The organism is Streptomyces sp. NA02950 (assembly GCF_013364155.1).
Classification (GTDB): Bacteria; Actinomycetota; Actinomycetes; order Streptomycetales; family Streptomycetaceae; genus Streptomyces.
Genome location: NZ_CP054916.1, coordinates 9,198,424 through 9,217,651, shown reverse-complemented (window position 1 = coordinate 9,217,651; position 19,228 = coordinate 9,198,424). Strand labels below are relative to the sequence as shown.

Here is a 19,228-nt window from a genome sequence, read left to right as displayed (position 1 = left end):
ACGATGTGCCCGCTACCCGGCCGGGTGTGGCTCGTTGAGTGAGACATGCCGATATCTCGTACACCCGTCGCTCACGGGTCCAGTCCTCGCATGACGGTGGAGTTGACTTCCGTGGTGAAGAGGCGTCTGGGCGCTCTGCCTGCCTCTGCTCCGTTTCTGCGCCGGCTGGACGTGGCCGGGATCATCGACGAGCTGCGCCCGGACCGGGACGTGGCGCACTTGACGCACGGACAGGTCATCGAGGTGCTGGTCGCCAACCGGCTCTCCTCGCCGACATCGATGGTCGGGGTGGAGAACTGGGCGCGTGGGTGGGCTGTGCCGGAGGTGTTCGGCGTTGATCCGGAACTGCTCAACGACGACCGGATCGCTCGGGCGCTGGATGCGATCGCCCCGTGCCTGGAGGAGATCACCGGATCGGTCGGCGCGCAGGCGATTTCGGAGTTCGGCATCGATACCGCCCAGATCCACTGGGACCTGGCCTCGATGTCGCTGTTCGGCGCATATGAGGACCAAGAGGAGGGGTTCTGGCAGGTCATGTACGGCCATCCCAAGGACCGGCGGGTGGACTTGAAGCAGACCCAGGCCGGGCTGGCCGTCAGCCGGGACGGGGGCGTCCCGCTGTTCCACCGCGTCTACGACGGCGGGGCGGGCGAGGTCGCCCAGGTCGTCGGCGCGATGAAGTCCCTGCGCAAGATCGCCGACCGCTAAGACCTCCTGCTCGTCGCGGACTCCAAACTCGTGTCCTACCCGAACATCACCGCGCTGCTGGACGCAGGCGTCGACTTTATCGCCCCGCTCCCGGCCGCCCAGGTCAAGGCCGAGGTCTATGCCGCCTTGGACGTGACCTCCGCCCAACTGGTCGACTACGTCAACGACCGCGACCGCGAGCGGAACACCCTTGCTGACCAGCGGGAAACCTACCGAGTCCTGGAGGACGTCCACGTCATGACCGGGCGGCGTAAACGCGACCCGGTGCACCGGCTGCGCCAGATCCGGTCTACTCTACCGGCAATGCCAAAGGCCAGCAGGCCGCCCGCGCCAAACCCCTGACCAAGGCAACGGAAGACCTGGATAAACTGCAGCGCTCCGCCGGCGGCCGCTACTACAACACCGCGGCGAAGGTCGGGGCCCGGATCGGCGTGATCGCCAAGACCCGGCGCGTCGCGAACTGCCTGCGCACCACCGTCACCACCGACTCCGACGGGCGCCCGTCCCTGACCTGGCACTTCGACCAGGACCTCCTCGACACCGAGGCCGCCGCCGACGGCTGGTACTCCCTGGTCACCCGGCTCACTCCCGAGCAGGCCGACGCCGCCGAAGTCCTCAAGCGCTACAAAGACCAGGCAGTGGTCGAACGCCGCTACGGCGATTTCAGGTCCCCTGGCCGTCGCGCCGACCTTCCTGGAGCACAACCGCCGCATCACCGCCCTGATCACCGTGATCTGCCTGGCCCTGCTCGTGTTCTGGCTGATCGAACGCCAAGTCCGCCAGGCCCTGGGAGCCGAGCAGACCATGCGCGGGCTCTACCCCGACCATCGCAGGGTCCGCTTCACCGGACGGATGATCCTCTACCACCTCGACGGCCTCATGCTCCGCCCCGGCACCGCAACCGACCCGCCCGTCATCCTCGTCAGCCAGGGAGCCCAAGCACACCTGCTCGAACTCCTCGGCATCGACGAAACCCGCCCCCGCTGGCAGGAGACCTGATACCCCCATGTGCGAAGTCACCGGCTAGGCGTGGCGGAGGCGCTGACGACGTTGGCGAGGGACCGCATGACGGGCACCCGTCTGTCTCATCTCGACCAGAGCCTGGCCGTGCAGCCCGTCGTGCGACGGGAGTACGCGCGGCTGCGGATCCGCACCGACGAGGTGCGCACGTTCCTGTACGACACCCTGGCCGCCCTGACCGCGGACCGCCCCGACGCCACGCTTCGTGTGCTGCGCCGTGGCCGGGGAGGTCGCGTCCGAGGTGGCGGACGGTGTGATGCGGATCTGCGGCGGTTCCGCGTTCCGCCGCGAACTCGGGGTGGAACGCCGGTTCCGCGACGCCCTGGCCGCGCGCGTCATGGCGCCGACCACCGAGGCCCTGTACGACTTCACCGGACGCGTCGACCTGGGCCTGCCGCTGCTCGACGAGACCTACCCCGCGGGGGAGGAAGCGTGAGGGCCGGGCTGGCGATGGGGGCCGTCGCCTACGACCCGAAAGTGGTGACGATCTGGTCCGGCTTCCGCGCCTGGCTGACCGAGCGGGGACTGCCGTTCGACTTCGTCCTGCTACTCGCACTACGAGCGACAGGCCGAGGACCTGACAGATGGGCGGCTGCACGCCGCCTGGCACTCGCCGCTCGCCTGGGTGCGCACCCGCCGTATGGCCGCCGCCCGGGGCGTGGCCGTCCGTCCGTTGGTCATGCGGGACACCGACCACGATCTCACCTCGGTGGTGATCGTCCGTACCGACTCGCCGTACACGGTGCCCTCCGACCTGAAGGACCGGACCGTGGCCGTCGGAGCGGTCGATTCCCCACAGGCCACCCTTCTCCCGCTGTCCCACCTGCGCGGCCTCGGCCTGCTCCCGGGCGAGCACTTCCGGGTGAACCGCCACGACACCGGTGTGGGGCTCCACGGGGACCACATCGGCGGCGAGCGCGCCGCCGCCCGTACCCTGGCCGCCGGGGAGGTCGCCGCCGCCTGTCTGACCGACGCCAATCACCTGCTGTTCAGCCAGGAGGGATTCCTCTCGCCGGGCGGCACGCGCATCCTGACCCGGACCGACCCCTACGACCACTGCGTCATGCCGAGCGGCGAAGCGCTCGCCCCCGACCTCGCAAGCCGGTTCGTGGACGACGCGGACTTCTACGACGCGCAGGGTTGAGTGACGGCGTCCGAGTACCGGCCGTGAACCCCCGACGCGAGGAAGGCGTCTCCGCGCCGTTCGTCGACCTGGCGGGCCTCGGCTTCGAACAGGGCGCTCACCTGCTGCTGCGCCGGGCCCTGGCGGACGTGGGGCCGGGCGGCGCGGTCGACATGACGGGTGCGACCCGGCCCTGCCGGTGCACCTCGCGGCGTGGGCCCGTCAGGAAGGCCACCGGCTCCTCCCCGAGGACGCGTCCTCCGGAGCCCCGGCCCGATTCCGCGTCGTCCGGGGCCGGGCGGACACCGACCGGTGGTCCGGTGCGCAACGCGCCGGAGGACCCGGGCCGGATGACGTGGTCGCCCGTCCGGAGGCGCACTGGGGCCTGGCCGCCCGTGGCGCTCTGGCGGAGGCGGGCGGCCCCGAGCTCCCCTTCGACGTGGCCGACCGCGACGTAGCCTGGGCCGACCTGGCGCCACGCCTGTACGCCCATGCCGCAACCGCCCAGTGGGACCCGCGGACCGCGGTCGACTGGGATGCCGAGTTCGAACTGCCAGGTGAACTCGAGGACGACGTCGTGCAGGTGATGACCTACCTGGTGGAGAACGAACAGGCGGCCCTGGTACTCCCCGGCCGCATGCTCGCCCGGGTGCACCCGCACTTCCGGGAGGTGCTGCAACTGCTCGCCGTCCAGGCCGCCGACGAGGCCCGCCACGTCGAGGTCTTCACCCGCCGTGCGGTGCTCAAGCGCGGCGCCATGGGCACCACGTCCGCCGAGGGCAGGGCCTCGCTGGCCACCTTGCTCGCCGAACCCGATTTCTCCCTGGCCGCCTTCCTGCTGTCGGTGCTGGGAGAGGGCAGCTTCCTGACCCTGCCGGCATTCCTGGACCGGCACGCCCCCGATCCCGTCACCCGCCGCGTCACCCGGCTCGCGCGTCAGGACGAAGCCCGCCATGTGGCGTTCGGCGTGGCGCACCTGGAGCACCGGGCGGCCGTGGACCCGGCGCTGCGCCCGAGGCTGCGGGCAGCTGTGGAGCGTCGCCACGACGCGCTGACCGCCACCGCGGGGCTGAACCGTGACGTCTTCGATTCCCTCGTGCTCCTCGCTGCCGGGTCGTGGGCCCCGGACGCCATCGCGCGCGGGCACCGTGCCGTCAAGCGGCTGGAGCCGGAGATGGACGAGGGACGCAGACGCCGTATGGCCCGCCTCGGTTTCCCGGACGACGAAGCTGCCGAACTTTCCGCCTTGCACACCCGCAACGCCATGTAGGAGGAGGAATGCATGGCGGGTTCGGTGAAACAGCGGTCGGCCGAATGGCCCGAAGTGCGAGGAATACGTTTGGGACGCCTCGCGGCGCGGATACGTCAGTGACATCCCCTCACCGGCAGAGGTCATGATGCGTCTGTTGCTCGTCCACCCCAGTGCTCTGATGTACTCGGAGATCTTTCTGCGCCTGGAGCCGTTGGGTTTGGAGCGGATCGCGGGTGCCGCTCGTGACGCCGGTCATCAGGTTCGTGTCATCGACCTCCAGGTGCACTCGCACCGGGATCTGGAAGAGGAGCTCACTTCCTTCCGGCCGGAGGCGCTCGGTGTTTCCCTCAACTATCTGGCCAATATTCCGGAAGCGATCGAGATCGCCAGGCGCGTCGAGCAGACCCTCCCCGACTGCTTCGTGTTCTTCGGCGGTCACAGCGTCTCCTTCGTTGCCCAAGAGGTGCTCGAACAGGCGGAGGGCGCCGTCGACGCGGTCGTGCGGGGCGAAGGGGAACCGGTCATCGGCCCGCTGCTGGAGGGGCTGCGGGACGGGAGCGTGGAGGGGGTGCCCGGCATCGTCACACCCTCCGGAGGCGGACCGGCGCCTCAGATGCTGCACAGCATCGACCTGCCCAGGCCCGCCCGCGATCTGATGCGCCGCCGCAACCGATACTTCATCGGAGAGCTCGACCCCTGTGCCTCGATCGAATTCACCCGCGGCTGCCCCTGGGACTGCTCGTTCTGTTCCGCGTGGACCTTCTATGGCCGCAGTTACCGCAAAGCGTCCCCCAAGGCCGCGGGCGAGGAGATGGCGAGTATCCGGGAGCCGAATGTCTTCATCGTGGACGATGTCGCCTTCATCCGCCCCGAGCACGGGCACGCCATCGCCGCGGAACTCGAACGGCGTAAGATCCGCAAGCGGTATTACCTTGAGACCCGTAGCGACGTCCTGCTGCGCAATGTGGAGGTTTTTCAGCGCTGGACTCGTCTGGGCCTGCGCTACATGTTCCTCGGCATGGAGGCGATCGACGCGGAAGGACTCGACCTCTACCGCAAACGCGTCAGCCCGGACGACAACTTCAAGGCGTTGGAGACGGCCCGCCGCCTGGGCATCGATGTCGCCATCAACCTCATCGTCGATCCGGCTTGGGACGAGGAGCGTTTCCGGGTCGTACGGGAATTCGCGCTGGCGGTGCCCGAGATCGTCCATCTGACGGTGATGACGCCCTATCCGGGCACGGAGATCTGGCACACCGAGTCCAGGCGCCTGACCACACGCGACTATCGGCTGTTCGACATCCAGCACGCGGTGGTCCCGACCACGCTGCCGCTGAAGTACTTCTACGAGGAACTCGTCCGGACTCAGGCCGTCATCAACCGCAAGCATCTGGGGCTGTCCACGGCACTCGGCGCGCTGCGGGTACTCGGGGGCAACCTCCTCAGGGGACAGACGAACTTCGCCCGTATGCTGTGGCGCTTCAACCAGGTCTACGACCCCCGCAAGCAGCTCGCCGATCATCACCGCCCGGTGCGTTACGAGCTGCCGATGCCCAAGCGGCTGGACGTCGGCGACCGCCGTCTGCTCTATGTGCACAGCAAGCCCCCGTCGCGTGGTGCCGGCGCGCGCCCGGTCCCGCCTGCCGATGCCGTCTGACGGCCATCGCGGTGGAACCGATGGGCATAAGAGCGGTGGGTTGAGGCACTCGTCCCTCAGTGCGGGGAAGGGAGGCGGGAGTGCCGGTCAGTCAAGCCTGGGAGCCGATGCTGATCACGCTGGGTGTGGTCGCGGCCGCTGTGGCCGCCCTTTACGGGCTCGGACTGTGGCTTGCCGACCGCGGGGATCCGTTGCGGGCGGGAGCGTTCAGCGGCGGGCTGCCTCCCGCTGAGCATGCCGTCTCGCGTTTCCACGTGCGGTGGTATCCGGTGGCCATGATCTTCCTTGCGTTCGACATGGAGATGCTCTTCATGTACCCGTGGGCGAGGGTGGTGGCGAAGACTGGCACCAGCGCCGTGGTGGAGATGTTCCTGTTCCTCTGGATCCTGCTCGCCGCGGTCGCGTACGCCTGGCGTGAGGGCGCCTTCCGATGGGCCTGAGGGACGAGGCGAGGCGTGCGGCGTTGAGCCGCCCCCACGTGCTTCTGGCTGTTTCGGCGGGGGCCACGGAAACCCAAGAGGGAACTGCGCCGGCTCGGGTGGCCGTCGGCGCAAGGTCCGTCCTCTGCTGATCTGCTGGTGGTGGTCGGTGAGACCGGCGCCGAGCAGGACGCTTGGCTCGGGGAACTTTTCGGTGAGGTCCCGCGCCCCCGTGCCCGCGTTGCCGTCCGCTCGCCCCATGCGGCGACTGCCACGCTGCGGGAGGGTCATCTGAGGCTTCTCGCAGGAGAAGAACGAGGAACTGCGGCGGGCGGTTCACCTGGCGGGCATTCCGGTTACGAGGACCGTGACGGCGAGATGACGGTGGCCGACCTGCCGATGGCGGAGCGGGCCGATGGCGGAGCGGGCCGATGACCGGGACGGGCTCAGGCTTGACCGGCTGCATGTGCCCGCTCGGGCCGGTGCTGCCGGACTGGCCCGCCGGACTTGTGCTGCGCCTGGCTCTGCAGGGCGATGTGGTCCAGTGCGCCGAGATCTGCCCCGTGAGGGCCGCGGGCGCCCCGGGGCAGGCGTACTGGGACGAACCGTGGCTGCGTGCCGCCCGCGGTGAGCGGGTGGAACGGGGGCGGGCCGCCCGGCGGTTGCGCGCGGCCCACCCCGACAGCGCTGCCCGGTTCCTGGCTGTGTGCGGCTGGGACGATCTCGCCGCGCGGGCACGGGGCGTCCGCGACGAGGTGGTGGACGGCCGGGACGTGGCAGACGAGCTGAGGGCCGTGGTGCGGCGCGCGGAGCGCTCGTGGGCGCTGCGCCGGCTGGTCACCGGACTCGGCCCACTGCCCGCACCCCACGCCCGAGCAGCGGGGGTCAGCGGTCCGCTGGTTGCCGGTGGCGCGTCGGGCGCGTCCGCCGCGTTGCTCGCTGTAGCGTTCCTGAGCCTGTGCTGCCTGGAGCGAAGCCAACTCGGCGGAGAGCTGGGCGAGTTCTGTGCTGCTCAGTCCGGTCAGTCGCGGGTCGGCCAGGCGGGATCGGCGTCGCTCGGCGACGCCGCGCACCTCGCTGCTGACAGGTGAGGTAGTCGGCTCGGTGGGGTCGGGCAGCAGGGTGTAGTTCCACTGCCGTGGGTCTCATGCTTGACCAGGAGCAGAGCGGCAAAGCGGTCCCTGCTGATCGCGATGGTCCCGTTCGATGCGGGTGAGTTCGGCCGCGTGGACGTCCAGCGCGGTGGACCGTGTGGCGGCCAGCCGGGCCACGCGGCGGGCCAGTTCGGTGGCGCGCGGGGCGGACAGCAGGCGGTGGGTGAGCCGGGCGTGCAGCGTCGTTGCGGCCGGTGCCAGACGCAGACCCGCCGCGAGGAGGACGAGGCCGAGGAGCAGGGCGGACACCATGGTGGCCGTCGTCGTGACCGGTACGAAGGCGTACCAGTTGCCCTCGCCCAGCCGCCGCCACACCCAGGGCTGGACGAGCGCGCCGAACACCCCGTACTCGGCCAGCCCGAGCGGTACCGCCGCCAGCAGTCCGCCCGTCCACGGCTCCAGCCAGGCCCAGCGCAGGTCGCGCCAGAAGCCGTCGTCCCCGAGGATCGCGGACTGCTGCGGCGGGCCGAGGTGTGTGTCGTGCGGGAGGGGGTCGGGAGGGCTGAGGGGGCGGCCGGACCAGCGGGCCGCGCGGTCCCGGTACCGGTCGGAAACGCGGCGCAGGAGCCGGGCGGCCGGAGGCAGCGCCCAGAAGCCGACCCCGAGCGGCACCAGCAGCAACGCCCCGCCGGCCAGCATCCCGGCACCGATCACCGCGACACCGGTCAGCCCGAGCAGCTGGCAGCGCCCGAGGGCGACCCACTCCTCGCGCCGGAAACGCCCTGTCCCCCGCGCCCTGTCCTCATGACCCCCGCCCCGCTCACCCCGCCGTCGCGGTGATCGTAACGGTGGTGGTACGCCGTCCCCACAACACCCAGGGCACCGCCATCGCCGCGCACGCCAGGCCGAACAGGACCATCGGCGCCGCCCTGCCCGTCTCCTCGTCCATGAACCCGAGCATGCCCAGATTGACCAGGGTGTGGAAGGCGCCCGCGCACAGCAGGCGGACAAGCCCTCGCGCCTGGTCCAGGGCCAGGCCCAGTACGACGGACATCGCGGTCGTGGCCAGCAGGAAACCCGCCGCGTAGGCGGGACTTTGGGCCAGCACCTGGACATGCCACAGGCCCCACACCACCCCCACCGCCGCCGACGCGGCCAACGGACCCAAGCGAGTGCGCAGCAGGGGCTGCAGGAAGCAGCGCCAGCCGATCTCCTCACCGCAGGCCCCGGCCAGCTGGGCAACAGCGATGAGGAGGAAGGGGTGGTGGACAGTGGGCGGGCCGGTGGCATGGGCGGTGGTGGTGAGGAAGGCGTACGAGCCTGCCGACAACAGGATGATCACGGGGGCCGTGGCGAGCAACGGCAGCCAGGAGACAACCGCTCCCGGAGCGGATCCGGCCAGCAGCCCGCGGGTCCGGGACGGCCACAGCACAGCCGCGACAGCCACGGCCAGCGCCGGACCGAACTGGGTCAGAACGACCTCGGTGGGAACGCCCGTCGCCGGCTGCACCACCGCTCCCAGCACACCGGCCGCCACGAACGCGACCACCCCATAGACCCCTGCCAGTGCTCTCCACCGCTGTCTCATCTGCATGACCTCGACAATGCCGCGCATGGGGCGTGCCCGGACTGCACCTGACTACCCGACAGCGCTGTACCCAGCACCACCCCCCCAGACGAGCCGCAGCACGGCATCCCGGCATCCCCCGGCCCGGAGAGAAGTCCGCGACGCATCACCTCCCCCGCCGCACTGATACCCCACACGCGTCCCGCAACCACCGCCGGGGAACACCTCGACGCGGCCGCCGTCACCGCCCGGGGCGAGGACGCGCGGTACGGATCTGGGTAGGCGCGCTCATGCGGCAACCAGCCTGGGAGGATGGCCACCTCTTCCGCGCCATCTGGGGTCCCGTCACGCTCCCGGCGGCTGAACTCGGCAGAGGACACCCTGTGCCTTGGCCGCCCCGCGGACCGGAGAGTCCTGGTACCCACGGCGAGCGGGAGACGGTGGCACCCAGGCACCGCTGCCGCCCGGCACGGCGACCGGTTGCGCCTGGACGGCCCTCCTCCGGGCCGCCCCCGGCAGCGCGCCGTCCGGAGCCCGAGGCGTGAGCGGCGGCCAAGCCGAAAACCCCGTCGAACAGGCCAGTGCGGTCAATACCGCCGGCAAACGGTTCACCGGCGGATACGCCGACTGCATCACCGGCTGCGGCCAGTGCGGGCTGCGGCCAGTGCACTTGCCACCACCCGCTCATCCGTTCCTTCCCACTGACGCACCGACATCGCAGACGCCCCGCGCCGAGCCCACGACCGACTTCCAGTTCATCGCGTACAGATCACTCACCCGTACTTCGTGCCCGGCGTTCTCCCATGGACACCGCGAGGTCCTTCAGCGAACCGTTGAGCGACTTCGGCTCCGGGTGGGCGTAGACGCTCAGCGTCTTCATGGGAACTCCTTCGGATCGGATGCCTTCGATCCTGGGCGCCGCGGCGCCCGGCGTTCAGGAGCCCCTCTTCCATCGGACGGGGCTTCCTGGCACTGGCAGGCCACCTTCACGGGCGCCACCGAGGCCGGGTGGGCATGGACGATCTTGCGGGCTTCCTGCGGACCCGGCGTTCCCGGGTCGACCCGACGGCCGTCGGCATCCCCACCAACAGTCGCCGCCGGGTCGAAGGGCTGCGCCGTGAAGAGATCGCACACCTGTCCGGAGTCAGCGTCGACTACTCCGTACGCCTGGAGCAGGGCCGTGCGACGCAGCCCTCCGAGCAGGTCCTCGACGCGCTCGCCCGCGTTCTCGGCTCGGCCTCGACGACACCGACACCTCTACCGGCTCGCCCGGCAACGCCGACGCCGAGCGAAGGCGCCGGGCGTACGGATCCGGCCGGAGCTGCTACGCGTCCTCGGCCCGGTCGCCGACGCGCCCGCGCTACTCAGGAACCACCGTCTGGACGTGCTCGCCGGGAACCGCCTCGCCGGGGTCCTCTACGGCCGGCCGATGCCGGGCCTGAACACTGCCCGGCACATCTTCCTTTAGGGGGCCGCACGCGGCCTTTACGCGGACTGGGACACATGCGCCCTCGACGTGGTCGGGCACCTGCGCCTGGCCGCCGGTAAATACCATGGGGACCCCCGCCTGGCCCCGCTCATCGGCGAGCTGGCGATGGGCAGCGGGCGCTGCCGCCGCCTCTGGGCCCGCGCGGAGGTGCGTGCCCGCACACACGGACGCACGACGTACCGGCACCCGCTGGTCGGACTGCTGGAACTGCATCAGGAGAACTTCGCGCTGCCGGACGAATCAGGCGTGGAGCTGCTGGTGCTGTCCGCGGCTGGCGGCGCCGCCGAGGGCGGGCTGCGCCTGCTCGCGAGCCTGGTCACGGACAGCAGTGACGCTGCGCCCGTCGGCCGGGCCGCCGGGGGCCACTGGCCGACCGCGCCGAGCAGATCGCTTCGGCTGCCCAGCTGGGGCTGCCCCGAAGCGGACGTCGTCCGCGCGGTCTGGGAAGCCGCTCCGCTGTGCCGGGTTCTTCAAGCCCACACAACACTCTTCCAAGTGGTCTCGTTACAGAAATCTCGTCACCAACGGCAGAGAAAACCTGTTGTGGCGGACGTAGACATTGGGGCGCGCCGAGGGTAGCGTTTTCCTCGTACCCAAGAAGTCGAAGAGGGCACGGCAGAGATGAACTGCCGTGCGAGCAGGTCAGTAGGAAGCGGAACGGCAGTGGAGTGACGGGGCCGGGAACGGTGGGTCCCGTTACTGGCTGCCGGGCCGAGCGGCCCCAGGGGCCGCCAGCAGTACCCGCAATATCCAGCAGTACAACCGAGTAGCCGAGTGAAGTAAGGAGCAGACGCCATCAGGATCGCCCGGGCGGGGAAGAACGCCGCTCGGGCACCGCAGGCCCCGATTGGAAGGTGGTCCCCGGTCACGCATTCGCGATCCCCGCGTTTCCGTCCTCCTGTGCGGAGCAGCGGAACAAGAAGGCCGGCGCAGTCAGCCGGCAGATGGTGTTGAAAGCTCGGGGCCCGGGTGCCAGCACGGCACCCGGGCCCCATGACGCGTCTTTCGAAAGAAGAGGTCTATGCCCCCTAGCAGTTCCCGTCCCACCGACAACCTTGACGACGACGACTACCCCGCCTACACCATGGGCCGGGCCGCGGAGATACTCGGCACCACTCCCGCCTTCCTCCGTGCCCTCGGTGAGCACCGTCTGATCACCCCCCTGCGCTCCGAAGGCGGCCACCGCCGCTACTCGCGGTACCAGCTACGCATCGCCGCCCGGGCCCGCGAACTCGTCGACACCGGCACCCCGATAGAAGCCGCCTGCCGCATCGTCGTCCTCGAAGACCAACTCGAAGAAGCTCAGCGCATCAACGAAGAACTGCGCACCCGCCCGAGCTGATCACCCTCGCCGACCCGCGGAGCACCGGCAGACCCGGCTCTGTAGAACAGATTCTGTGCCAGACCCGGCCGTTGCTCCTGCGCTCCGGCACGCCATGCGCCTGCTGGAGGACGCTGCCGAGGCCGCCTACGCGCTCGCCACCGAGCTGACGCGGCGGTACGCCGCCGAGGCACCGTCTGCGGGCGCCCGCCACGTCCGACGGTCTGCCACAGCCAGAGGCTGGTGGCCTTTCGGGCTCCTGCGCCCGGTCTTGGACAGGACTCAGGCCCCGGTGCGACGCACGAACCTGTCATGCTCATGGCGGAGCGGCACGGGAGCCCGGACGGTCTGCCTCCCCGCGCACAGTGAGGTCCGGACCGCAGGAATACGCGCGCCTGGGCGCCGCGCTGCGCGGGCTGCGGCCGGTTTCCGCGGTGCGGCACCCGGGGTTCGAGCCCAAAGAGGCTCTGCCCTCCACACTGGATGCTCTCGTCACCGCCCAGGCCATCGCCGTCCCCTCAGCTGCCGCCGAAGGCCCGCTGGTACTGCTGGCGCGGTCGGCCGGTGGCTCGGTGGCCCATGTCGTGGTCGAGCGTCTGGAGTCCGAGGGCGCCGCCCCGGCGGCCGTCGCCCTGGTGGACACCTGTCCCCCAGGTCCCGGCGACCGGGGTCAGACCCTCTCCGCGATGACGTCGGACATGCTGCGCCGGGCGGCGGAATTCGCCTCTGCCAGCCCCGACCGGCTCACCGCCATGGCCGGATACTTCGAGCTCTTCAGCGGCTGGAAACCCGCGCCGCTCGCCTGTCCCACCCTGTACGTACCGGCCCGGGATCTACCGCCCGGTGCCGAACCTGCCCCGGAGCGGAACCTGCCGCACGCCGAAGACACCGTGCCCGGAAACCACTCCACCATGCTGGAGGAACACGCCCGTACCACCGCACTCGCCATCCACCGGTGGGCGGGGGCCAGCCCGGTCTGAGGCGTCCTGGGAGAGACGCGGGTGCGCGCGCGGGTTTGCGCAGCGCACCCGGACCATCTGCCCCACCCGGTCGATCAGGCGGGACAGCGTTCCCAGTGACAGGCCCATGGCGCGCTCGTCGTCCAGGATCTCCCACACGATGTCGACCAGTCGCGCATCGACCCGTCCATATGGGGCTGCAGTACGCAGGTGCCGTTTGTCGACCAGGCCCATCAGGCCCTCTTCGCGCCAGGCCGCGCACTTTCGTCCCAGGTTGCCGCGGACACCGGTACTCCGGCTTGGGTGAGCTGGTCGGTCTTGGTCGATGAAAACGTTGGAGGGTCCGTGGCTATACGCATGGGGATTACCGCTGAGCCGATACCCTCGCCTGTATCCGCGCTGGATTACGTCATCCGCCCGGCTCTTGAGCAGGGCCACCACGTCGCGCTCCACGTCCCCGTCATGTTCCGCGGCGTAGCCCGGCGGCACGGTGTGGAGTTCCACGGTGCCGAAACGAACTGGACCTGTGATCCCCTCGTTCAGCAGATGGCGAGCCGGTTTACCTGGGGCTATCGGCAGGATGCGAGGGCTTGCGGACCCGGGGTCCCGCAGGCGGGCGGGCACGCGGACGGCCGCCACCCGTCCGAGGCACCGGATGCCTCCAACTCGGTTCGAACTGAGGCGAGTCGCCATACTGCCCGGCGGTGACCAACAGCGCCGGCGGCTCTGCCCTGTTCATCCCCCTTTTCCGCGCACCGGCGGCATGCCGGGGCTGCATAGGTGTGGCGCAGCCCGGGAAGGGATACGTACCTGAAGGCTGGTTGGCCGCCTCCCGCAGGCCGCACATCCCCCTAGAGTCGTCCCATGAATAGCCTGCGTACGCCTGATGAGCGGTTCAACGACCTTCCGGACTACCCCTTCGCGCCCCACTATGCGGAAGTGGCGGCGGACGATGGCAGCGACGAGTCGCTGCGGTTGCACTACGTCGACGACGGAGACGGTTCCTCGGGCGAGACGGTGTTGCTGCTGCACGGGGAGCCGACCTGGTCCTACCTCTACCGGCACATGATTCCGGTCCTCTCCGCGGCGGGGCACCGGTGCGTCGCGCCCGACCTCGTCGGCTTCGGCAGGTCGGACAAGCCGGCCCTGCGCTCGGACTACACCTACCAGCGCCACGTGGACTGGATGTGCGAGGCCCTGTTCGACCGGCTGGACCTACGCGGCATCACCCTGGTGTGTCAGGACTGGGGCGGACTCATCGGCCTGCGCCTGGTGGCCGAGGCACCCGACCGCTTCGCGCGGGTGGTCGTGGCGAACACATTCCTGCCCACCGGGGACCGCGATCCCGGCGACGCCTTCCGCGCATGGCGTGAATTCAGCCAGAAAACCCCGGAGTTCCGCGCGGGCGACATCGTCAACGGCGGCTGCACGACAACGCTCGCTCCGGAGGTCGTCGCCGCCTATGACGCGCCGTTCCCCGACGAGACGTTCAAGGAGGGGGCGCGGCAGTTCCCGCTGCTGGTACCCGTGTCCCCGGACGATCCCGCCGCCGAACCCAACCGCCGGGCGTGGCAGGCCCTTCAGAGCTTCACCAAGCCCTTTCTGTGTTCCTTCAGCGACCAGGACCCGATCACCCGCGGTGCCGACCGGGTCTTCCTCAAGCTCGTTCCCGGCTGCGCGGGCCAGGAACACGCCGTGGTGAAGGACGGCGGACACTTCCTCCAGGAAGACCGGGGTGCCGAGTTCGCGGAGATCGTGAACCGCTTCATCGCCGCAAGCTGACATCCCGGCGCCGGGCACCTCCCCGGACACACGGCGGGCGGCGCCACCCCGGTTCCCGACCGGCGTCCGGCGCCGTCTTCCGCGTCAGACGGCATCGGCACCCCGGGCGGCCTCCGGCCTGGCCTCATGCCGTCTGGGCCGGACGGCCGTCGGCGCGGCCGCACCGGCCGCTACACGCTCCGCGGGAGCGAGACCGAGGCGGCGCTCGCGCGGCTGACGCTTCCCGTCCTGGGCGTCGGGGTGGAAAACGACGCGCTCGCACCGCCCGGAGCGATTGACCATCTGCTGCAGAAGATCCCGGCTGCGCCGGTGAGCCGGTGGCACTACACCGAGGCCCTGGCCGGCGGCCGCCGGTTGGACCACTTCCGTTGGGGTCCGGCACAGCGACGGCATGAGCACGTACATCACGGACTGGATATCCAGCACGCTCACCACACGGCAGGACGGCACCGCATAGCAACGTTCGCAACAGGACTCGGTCGGTGACGGCCGCCACGGCCTGACAACGGTTGAGCTCGCAGAAATCAGCCTCAGCCGGATCCCCGACGTGCCCCAGCCGGTCGGTGGTGAGCCTCTCATGGAACGGTCGCCTCGGCGCAGGGGCGATGTCCAACGGCACGCAGGTCTGCTCGATCACCTCGTGCCAGGAGGCCAGCCGTTCGCCGACGGGCACCGACGCCGTGGACAGCACATGACCCACCCGAAGTCTCCCCGGTTCGTCATGTCCCCCTGGGAACGTGGCCGCCGCAGCGCGGTGGAGATCAGTGCACTCCCGGACAAGTGTCGGTGCGCTGGCAGGCAAGCGGCGCGTGCCACCGGCCCTAACGTCGGGTGGTGGCGCCGACCGGCTGGTTTGTACGTCATGGCGCCTGTCGCGTACGAGATCCATCGCCATCAGGGACGGGAGACATGGAGCCTTCAGCCCGAAACCGCCAGGTGGTCAGCCGGCGCGCTGTGCTGCGCGGCACGGCGGCCGGTGCGGTCGGGATCCCCTTGGGTGCGGGTGCCGGACTCACCGATAGGAAAGCGGCATGGGCGGCAGGGCCGGCCGGGATGCCGACATATCGGTACCTGCGGGACGCGCTGGCAGCGCCGCTGCGCTACAACCCCACCGGTGAGTGCATCTTCCCCACCGTCCGTGGGATGTACGACAAGATCAGCGGAGCCCGGGCGAAGTACTACCTCTACTATGCGCCGCACGAGAACCCCGGCGGCATCTGCGTGGCCTTCGCCGACTCCCTGGCTGGGCCGTTCGCCGAGTATCGGGGCAACCCGCTGATCGACAACCAGCTGCCGAGCACCACGGTCAGCCACGTGTCCTCGCCGCACGTATTGTGGGATGCAGCCACCCGGCAGTTCTTCTGCTACTTCCACGGCGAGAACACCGTGACCCGGGTCGCCCGCTCCAAGGACGGCATCACCTTCACCGACGAGACACCCATCCTGAGCACCCGGCTGGTGCCTGGCACCTCGGAGACCTCCTACGCCCGGGTCTTCGATCACCGGCTCCCGGGTCGCGACAACAGGTACGTCATGGTCTTCATGGGCGTCCGCAACGGGCGGCGGATCTTCTACGGCTGGTCGCCCAACGGCTGGGACGACTGGCAGTTCAGCTCGACCCCCTTGGTCAACCCCGAGCCCGACGGGCTCACGGACATCGCCGGACCGGCGTTGGTCAAGCGCAATGGAACCATCTACGTCGCCTACCACGGCAGCGACGGCCGGATGCGGATCACCGAGGTTGGCAACGGCCTCGACATGGAGAACCACCTGGGCGTCTTCCACTCGCCCATCCCCTCGGACAACGGCCGCGTCGCCGCACCGTCGTTCGGCAGCGACAACGGCACCGAGTACATGTTCTATGAGGCAGGCTCACGGCTCAGCGCCCGCATCTGCATCGCACGTGCCGCGTGAAGCGAACCACCGCAGACGAAAACAACACAACGACACCGGGAGCCCACAAAATGACCCGATGGAAGAGCAAAGCGACGACGCGTGCGGCCGTGATCGGACTGGCCGCCACATTAATGTCGGTCACTCAAATCGGTTCCGCCTCGGCTGATTTCTGGAGCGCGGAAAAGGTGCGGATCAGGGCGGCCACCGGCCAGAGCGAATGTCTCACCGCCTATGAGCGGTCCACCGATCCGATGGTTCTCGAACGGTGCGACACGGACAACCTCCGAGGCAACTGGCGGATCATTCCCTGGAACCCGTACGACCGCTTCATGGTCAAGAACTGGGCTTCCGGGGAGTGCCTGGACGCCGGAGCGGGGATCAGGGCGCTGGTGTACACCTCCCCCTGCGACCGCAACGACTCCGGCCAGGTCTGGGCCTTCGACTGCAACGACGGCGGGCTCCGGAGCGAAGGCCCGACGACACACCTGACCTGGTGGAACGACAACACGGTCAGCATGCGGCCGTTCCTGGACGTGCCAAGGATCAAGCAGACCTGGGAGATTGTGCCACGACCTGCTCAGTGCTGACGGACTGCGGCATCCCGGCCTGACGGTGTCCGGCGGCGGTGCTGCCGGACACCGTCGGGCGCGGGCTCGACAGCGTCGGCCCTTGGTCTTGGAAACCCCGGCCGACCGGATGACCACTCGCCTCTGATCCTCCCCGAGGTCAATCGGGCGCTGTAGGCACAATGCCGCAGCCCGGTTGACGGTCGGCCGGTCATCTTCTGGCGATCGGGCGGCAAGTCCTGTCTGCGACTGCGCATCCGGTGGGGTCGACATCTGGCATGACCCGGCTGGAGCGGCAGCGGTGAGAGCAGCCAACGATGGCAATGAGTCCGTGCCGACTGACTTCGTGGCGGGACAGCCGCACGTCAACCCTGATCCCTCATCTATGCACTCCCTCTACGCCTCATGGGCCTGTTCGTCCAGCGACACCAGCTGACGCCAGACCCGGTGTCCTGGCGCACCCTGTCCGCCGAGGCACCGAGACTTGTCTCAGAGCACACTGATTTTCCCCTGGCCCCGGCGGCTACATTCGCACGGACGAGTCAGGAACAAGGGGGGAAGAAATTGAGTCGCGTGCTGTCCACGGCATCGGTGCCCGCCGCAGATCGGCTTGCCTACTGGCACGAGGTGATCGAGCGGACCTGCGTGCCCTTGGACATCACGCCCATCGCCGACGAGCCCTTCCGTGGCATGGTCACCACCGACCGGCTCGGCTGCTTGCAGATCTCCACGGTTGAGGGCGACGCGAACCGAGTCCGCCGCACCGCGCGCCTGATCGCCAAGGCCGAGGGAGAGCATGTGAACCTGGGCGTCCAAGGGCGTAACTCCGGAGTGGTCGCCCAGGACGGCAGGGAAGCGCTCCTCGGGCCGGGCGACCTCACCTTCTACGACACCACCCGGCCATACGCACTCAGGTTCGCCGAGCCCTTCCGGATGCGGCTCTTCAGCGTGCCTCGGCAGGCGCTGGGACTTTCAGAGCCCGACCTGCAACGCATCACCGCGGTGACTCTGCGGCCCGACACCGGGACGGCCGCGCTGGTGGCCCGCTTCCTCTCCCGGCTTGCAGCCGAAGCGCCCAGCTACCCGCCACGGATCGGTGACATGCTCGCCCGCAACGCCGTGGACCTGCTGAGCACGCTGATCGCCGAGCGGCTGGGCCAGGACACCACCGACACCGCCGGTACCGCGATGCGGCTGCGCATCCAGACCTTCATAGACCGCCACCTCTCCGACCCCGACCTGTCGCCACAGGCCATCGCCGCTGAGCACCACGTGTCCGTGCGCTATGTGCACCGGCTCTTCGAGGCTGAGGGCACCACGGTCAGCCGGTGGATCCAGCGCCGCCGGCTGGAGGCATGCCGACGTGAACTGGGCCGCCCCGGTACTGGCGGCCCCTCGGTGTCGGCCGTCGCGCACCGCTTCGGCTTCACCAGCCCCTCCCACTTCAGCCGGACGTTCCGAATCGCCTACGGAATGTCCCCCCGGCAATGGCGCGCCATCGCAGGCGGCGGTTGTGCCGACGACCAACGGCGCACCGCATGAAGAGCGCCGCGGTGGCCGACAGGGGCGACAGGGCGGACTCACTCAGTCGGCGGTCGGCGTGTGCCGGACACCCACTCCGCGCCCTCGGTCCCCTTGCGTCGCCAGCTTCACGCAGCAAGTGCGGCCGTACGAGGACGACTTCACCCGCTGAGCCATGAAGTGCCGCGCCGATGAACTCCATCGGGCCGCCGGACGGGAAGCCTGGGACCGCGTCATGGACGCGCTCGCAGGCGTCGACGTCGGCGAACTGAATGATCAATGAGTTGCACGACATGGGACTGCGCTCAGAGCACGCCTTCATCGCGCTGATCGACGGCACTCACCAGCTCGTCAAAGCGCCGATCGTGCTGGTGTGGGACCGCTTGAACACCCATGTATCCCACGCCATGCGTGAGCTGATCGCCGAGCGGGCACGACTGACGGTGTTCCTGCTGCTCCGCCTACTCACCGGCCTCACCCCCGTGGAGTGGGTATGAGCGCACGTCAAGCGCAGCCTGGCCAACCTCGCCGTGGTCGCCCTCGACCGGCTCGAGGCCCTCGTCCGCAACCGGCTCAAACGACTTCAGTACCGGCCCGACACCCCCGACACCCTCGACGGCTTCATAGCGGGCACCGGCCTGACCCTCGACGATCCAGCATCACCCTGACGAGCCGACGTCAGTAATGTTGCGGATTGGCCGGTTGCACGCCCCCGGAGGGCGCTTGTCACTCCACCTCGACGCCACCCTTCGAGTGACGCCGGAAGTCAGCCACCGGGGACCCTGGCGCCTCCCCGGACCGGACTTGCACCGGCTGGCGCCCGGACTGCCGGACGACGCTTGGCGTTTAACCTC

General features: G+C 69.6%; 20 protein-coding genes and 3 pseudogenes. 19 read left to right on the top strand and 4 right to left on the bottom strand.

Annotation, left to right across the window (positions count from 1 at the left end; all coding sequences use genetic code 11):
• Positions 1-111 precede the first annotated feature (111 nt).
• Both HUT19_RS39635 and HUT19_RS39630 read left to right on the top strand, forming a co-directional pair.
• Positions 112-708 (top strand): IS1634 family transposase, encoded by a 597-nt coding sequence (locus HUT19_RS39635; protein ID WP_254886063.1) that lies wholly within the window; start codon positions 112-114, stop codon positions 706-708.
• 30 nt (positions 709-738) lie between these two features.
• Entirely contained in the window at positions 739-1,050 is a 312-nt protein-coding gene (locus HUT19_RS39630; protein WP_176185939.1) for a hypothetical protein, read from the top strand.
• Between the two features lie 52 nt (positions 1,051-1,102).
• Here the strand turns inward: HUT19_RS39630 and HUT19_RS42480 are convergent, their stop codons facing one another.
• Positions 1,103-1,285: a hypothetical protein gene (locus HUT19_RS42480; protein WP_217712337.1), complete on the bottom strand. Its 183-nt coding sequence runs from the start codon at positions 1,283-1,285 to the stop codon at positions 1,103-1,105.
• 152 nt (positions 1,286-1,437) lie between these two features.
• Between HUT19_RS42480 and HUT19_RS39625 the strand changes: the two genes are divergently transcribed.
• The 7 genes from HUT19_RS39625 to HUT19_RS39595 all read left to right on the top strand — a co-directional run bounded on the left by HUT19_RS39625 (position 1,438) and on the right by HUT19_RS39595 (position 7,270).
• Complete coding sequence (locus tag HUT19_RS39625) at positions 1,438-1,707, top strand: hypothetical protein (protein WP_254886062.1); 270 nt, start codon at positions 1,438-1,440, stop codon at positions 1,705-1,707.
• Positions 1,708-1,945: 238 nt separating this feature from the next.
• Entirely contained in the window at positions 1,946-2,164 is a 219-nt protein-coding gene (locus HUT19_RS42475) for an acyl-CoA dehydrogenase family protein (protein WP_217712336.1), read from the top strand.
• Positions 2,165-2,305: 141 nt separating this feature from the next.
• Positions 2,306-2,872 (top strand): PhnD/SsuA/transferrin family substrate-binding protein, encoded by a 567-nt coding sequence (locus tag HUT19_RS39615; protein WP_217712402.1) that lies wholly within the window; start codon positions 2,306-2,308, stop codon positions 2,870-2,872.
• A gap of 334 nt (positions 2,873-3,206) precedes the next feature.
• Positions 3,207-4,121, top strand: coding sequence for a ferritin-like domain-containing protein (locus tag HUT19_RS39610; RefSeq protein WP_217712335.1), 915 nt, complete (start codon positions 3,207-3,209; stop codon positions 4,119-4,121).
• 127 nt (positions 4,122-4,248) lie between these two features.
• Positions 4,249-5,760, top strand: coding sequence for a hopanoid C-3 methylase HpnR (gene hpnR, locus HUT19_RS39605; protein WP_176187877.1), 1,512 nt, complete (start codon positions 4,249-4,251; stop codon positions 5,758-5,760).
• A 107-nt stretch (positions 5,761-5,867) separates the two neighbouring features.
• Positions 5,868-6,200 carry an NADH-quinone oxidoreductase subunit A gene (locus HUT19_RS39600; RefSeq protein WP_176187875.1) on the top strand — a complete coding sequence of 111 codons (333 nt, stop codon included), beginning with the start codon at positions 5,868-5,870 and terminating at the stop codon, positions 6,198-6,200.
• 410 nt (positions 6,201-6,610) lie between these two features.
• The gene (locus HUT19_RS39595; protein ID WP_176185937.1) at positions 6,611-7,270 is read left to right on the top strand and encodes a hypothetical protein; all 660 of its coding nucleotides are present in this window, start codon (positions 6,611-6,613) and stop codon (positions 7,268-7,270) included.
• A 54-nt stretch (positions 7,271-7,324) separates the two neighbouring features.
• Here HUT19_RS39595 and HUT19_RS39590 read toward each other — a convergent pair whose 3' ends face one another.
• The 3 genes and pseudogenes from HUT19_RS39590 to HUT19_RS39580 form a co-directional block, all read right to left on the bottom strand.
• The gene (locus HUT19_RS39590; protein WP_303332638.1) at positions 7,325-8,002 is read right to left on the bottom strand and encodes a sensor domain-containing protein; all 678 of its coding nucleotides are present in this window, start codon (positions 8,000-8,002) and stop codon (positions 7,325-7,327) included.
• A gap of 91 nt (positions 8,003-8,093) precedes the next feature.
• Positions 8,094-8,867 carry a CPBP family intramembrane glutamic endopeptidase gene (locus HUT19_RS39585; RefSeq protein WP_254886060.1) on the bottom strand — a complete coding sequence of 258 codons (774 nt, stop codon included), beginning with the start codon at positions 8,865-8,867 and terminating at the stop codon, positions 8,094-8,096.
• 702 nt (positions 8,868-9,569) lie between these two features.
• Positions 9,570-9,720, bottom strand: a pseudogene (locus HUT19_RS39580) (NAD(P)H-dependent oxidoreductase); the annotation flags it as partial.
• A 134-nt stretch (positions 9,721-9,854) separates the two neighbouring features.
• Here HUT19_RS39580 and HUT19_RS39575 point away from each other — a divergent pair.
• The 10 genes and pseudogenes from HUT19_RS39575 to HUT19_RS39535 all read left to right on the top strand — a co-directional run.
• Positions 9,855-10,656, top strand: a pseudogene (locus HUT19_RS39575) (helix-turn-helix transcriptional regulator); the annotation flags it as partial.
• 694 nt (positions 10,657-11,350) lie between these two features.
• On the top strand, positions 11,351-11,671 hold the full coding sequence (locus HUT19_RS39570; protein ID WP_176185935.1) for a MerR family transcriptional regulator: 321 nt from the start codon (positions 11,351-11,353) through the stop codon (positions 11,669-11,671).
• A 344-nt stretch (positions 11,672-12,015) separates the two neighbouring features.
• Positions 12,016-12,630 (top strand): thioesterase domain-containing protein, encoded by a 615-nt coding sequence (locus HUT19_RS39565; protein ID WP_176185933.1) that lies wholly within the window; start codon positions 12,016-12,018, stop codon positions 12,628-12,630.
• Positions 12,631-13,473: 843 nt separating this feature from the next.
• Positions 13,474-14,391, top strand: a complete 918-nt coding sequence (locus HUT19_RS39560; protein WP_176185931.1) for a haloalkane dehalogenase — start codon at positions 13,474-13,476, stop codon at positions 14,389-14,391.
• A gap of 1,053 nt (positions 14,392-15,444) precedes the next feature.
• Positions 15,445-16,305, top strand: a complete 861-nt coding sequence (locus HUT19_RS39555; protein WP_254886059.1) for a hypothetical protein — start codon at positions 15,445-15,447, stop codon at positions 16,303-16,305.
• On the top strand, positions 16,302-16,874 hold the full coding sequence (locus HUT19_RS39550; RefSeq protein WP_176185927.1) for a hypothetical protein: 573 nt from the start codon (positions 16,302-16,304) through the stop codon (positions 16,872-16,874). The genes HUT19_RS39555 and HUT19_RS39550 overlap by 4 nt, the downstream gene beginning before the upstream one ends.
• A gap of 114 nt (positions 16,875-16,988) precedes the next feature.
• Positions 16,989-17,289: pseudogene (locus tag HUT19_RS43750) on the top strand (hypothetical protein); the annotation flags it as partial.
• A 137-nt stretch (positions 17,290-17,426) separates the two neighbouring features.
• A complete protein-coding gene (locus tag HUT19_RS39545) occupies positions 17,427-18,395 on the top strand; it encodes a helix-turn-helix domain-containing protein (RefSeq protein ID WP_254886058.1) in 969 nt (322 codons plus the stop codon).
• Positions 18,396-18,667: 272 nt separating this feature from the next.
• Positions 18,668-18,871, top strand: a complete 204-nt coding sequence (locus HUT19_RS39540; protein ID WP_217712334.1) for a hypothetical protein — start codon at positions 18,668-18,670, stop codon at positions 18,869-18,871.
• Between the two features lie 33 nt (positions 18,872-18,904).
• Positions 18,905-19,042 carry a hypothetical protein gene (locus HUT19_RS39535; RefSeq protein ID WP_176185921.1) on the top strand — a complete coding sequence of 46 codons (138 nt, stop codon included), beginning with the start codon at positions 18,905-18,907 and terminating at the stop codon, positions 19,040-19,042.
• The last annotated feature ends 186 nt before the right edge of the window (positions 19,043-19,228 follow it).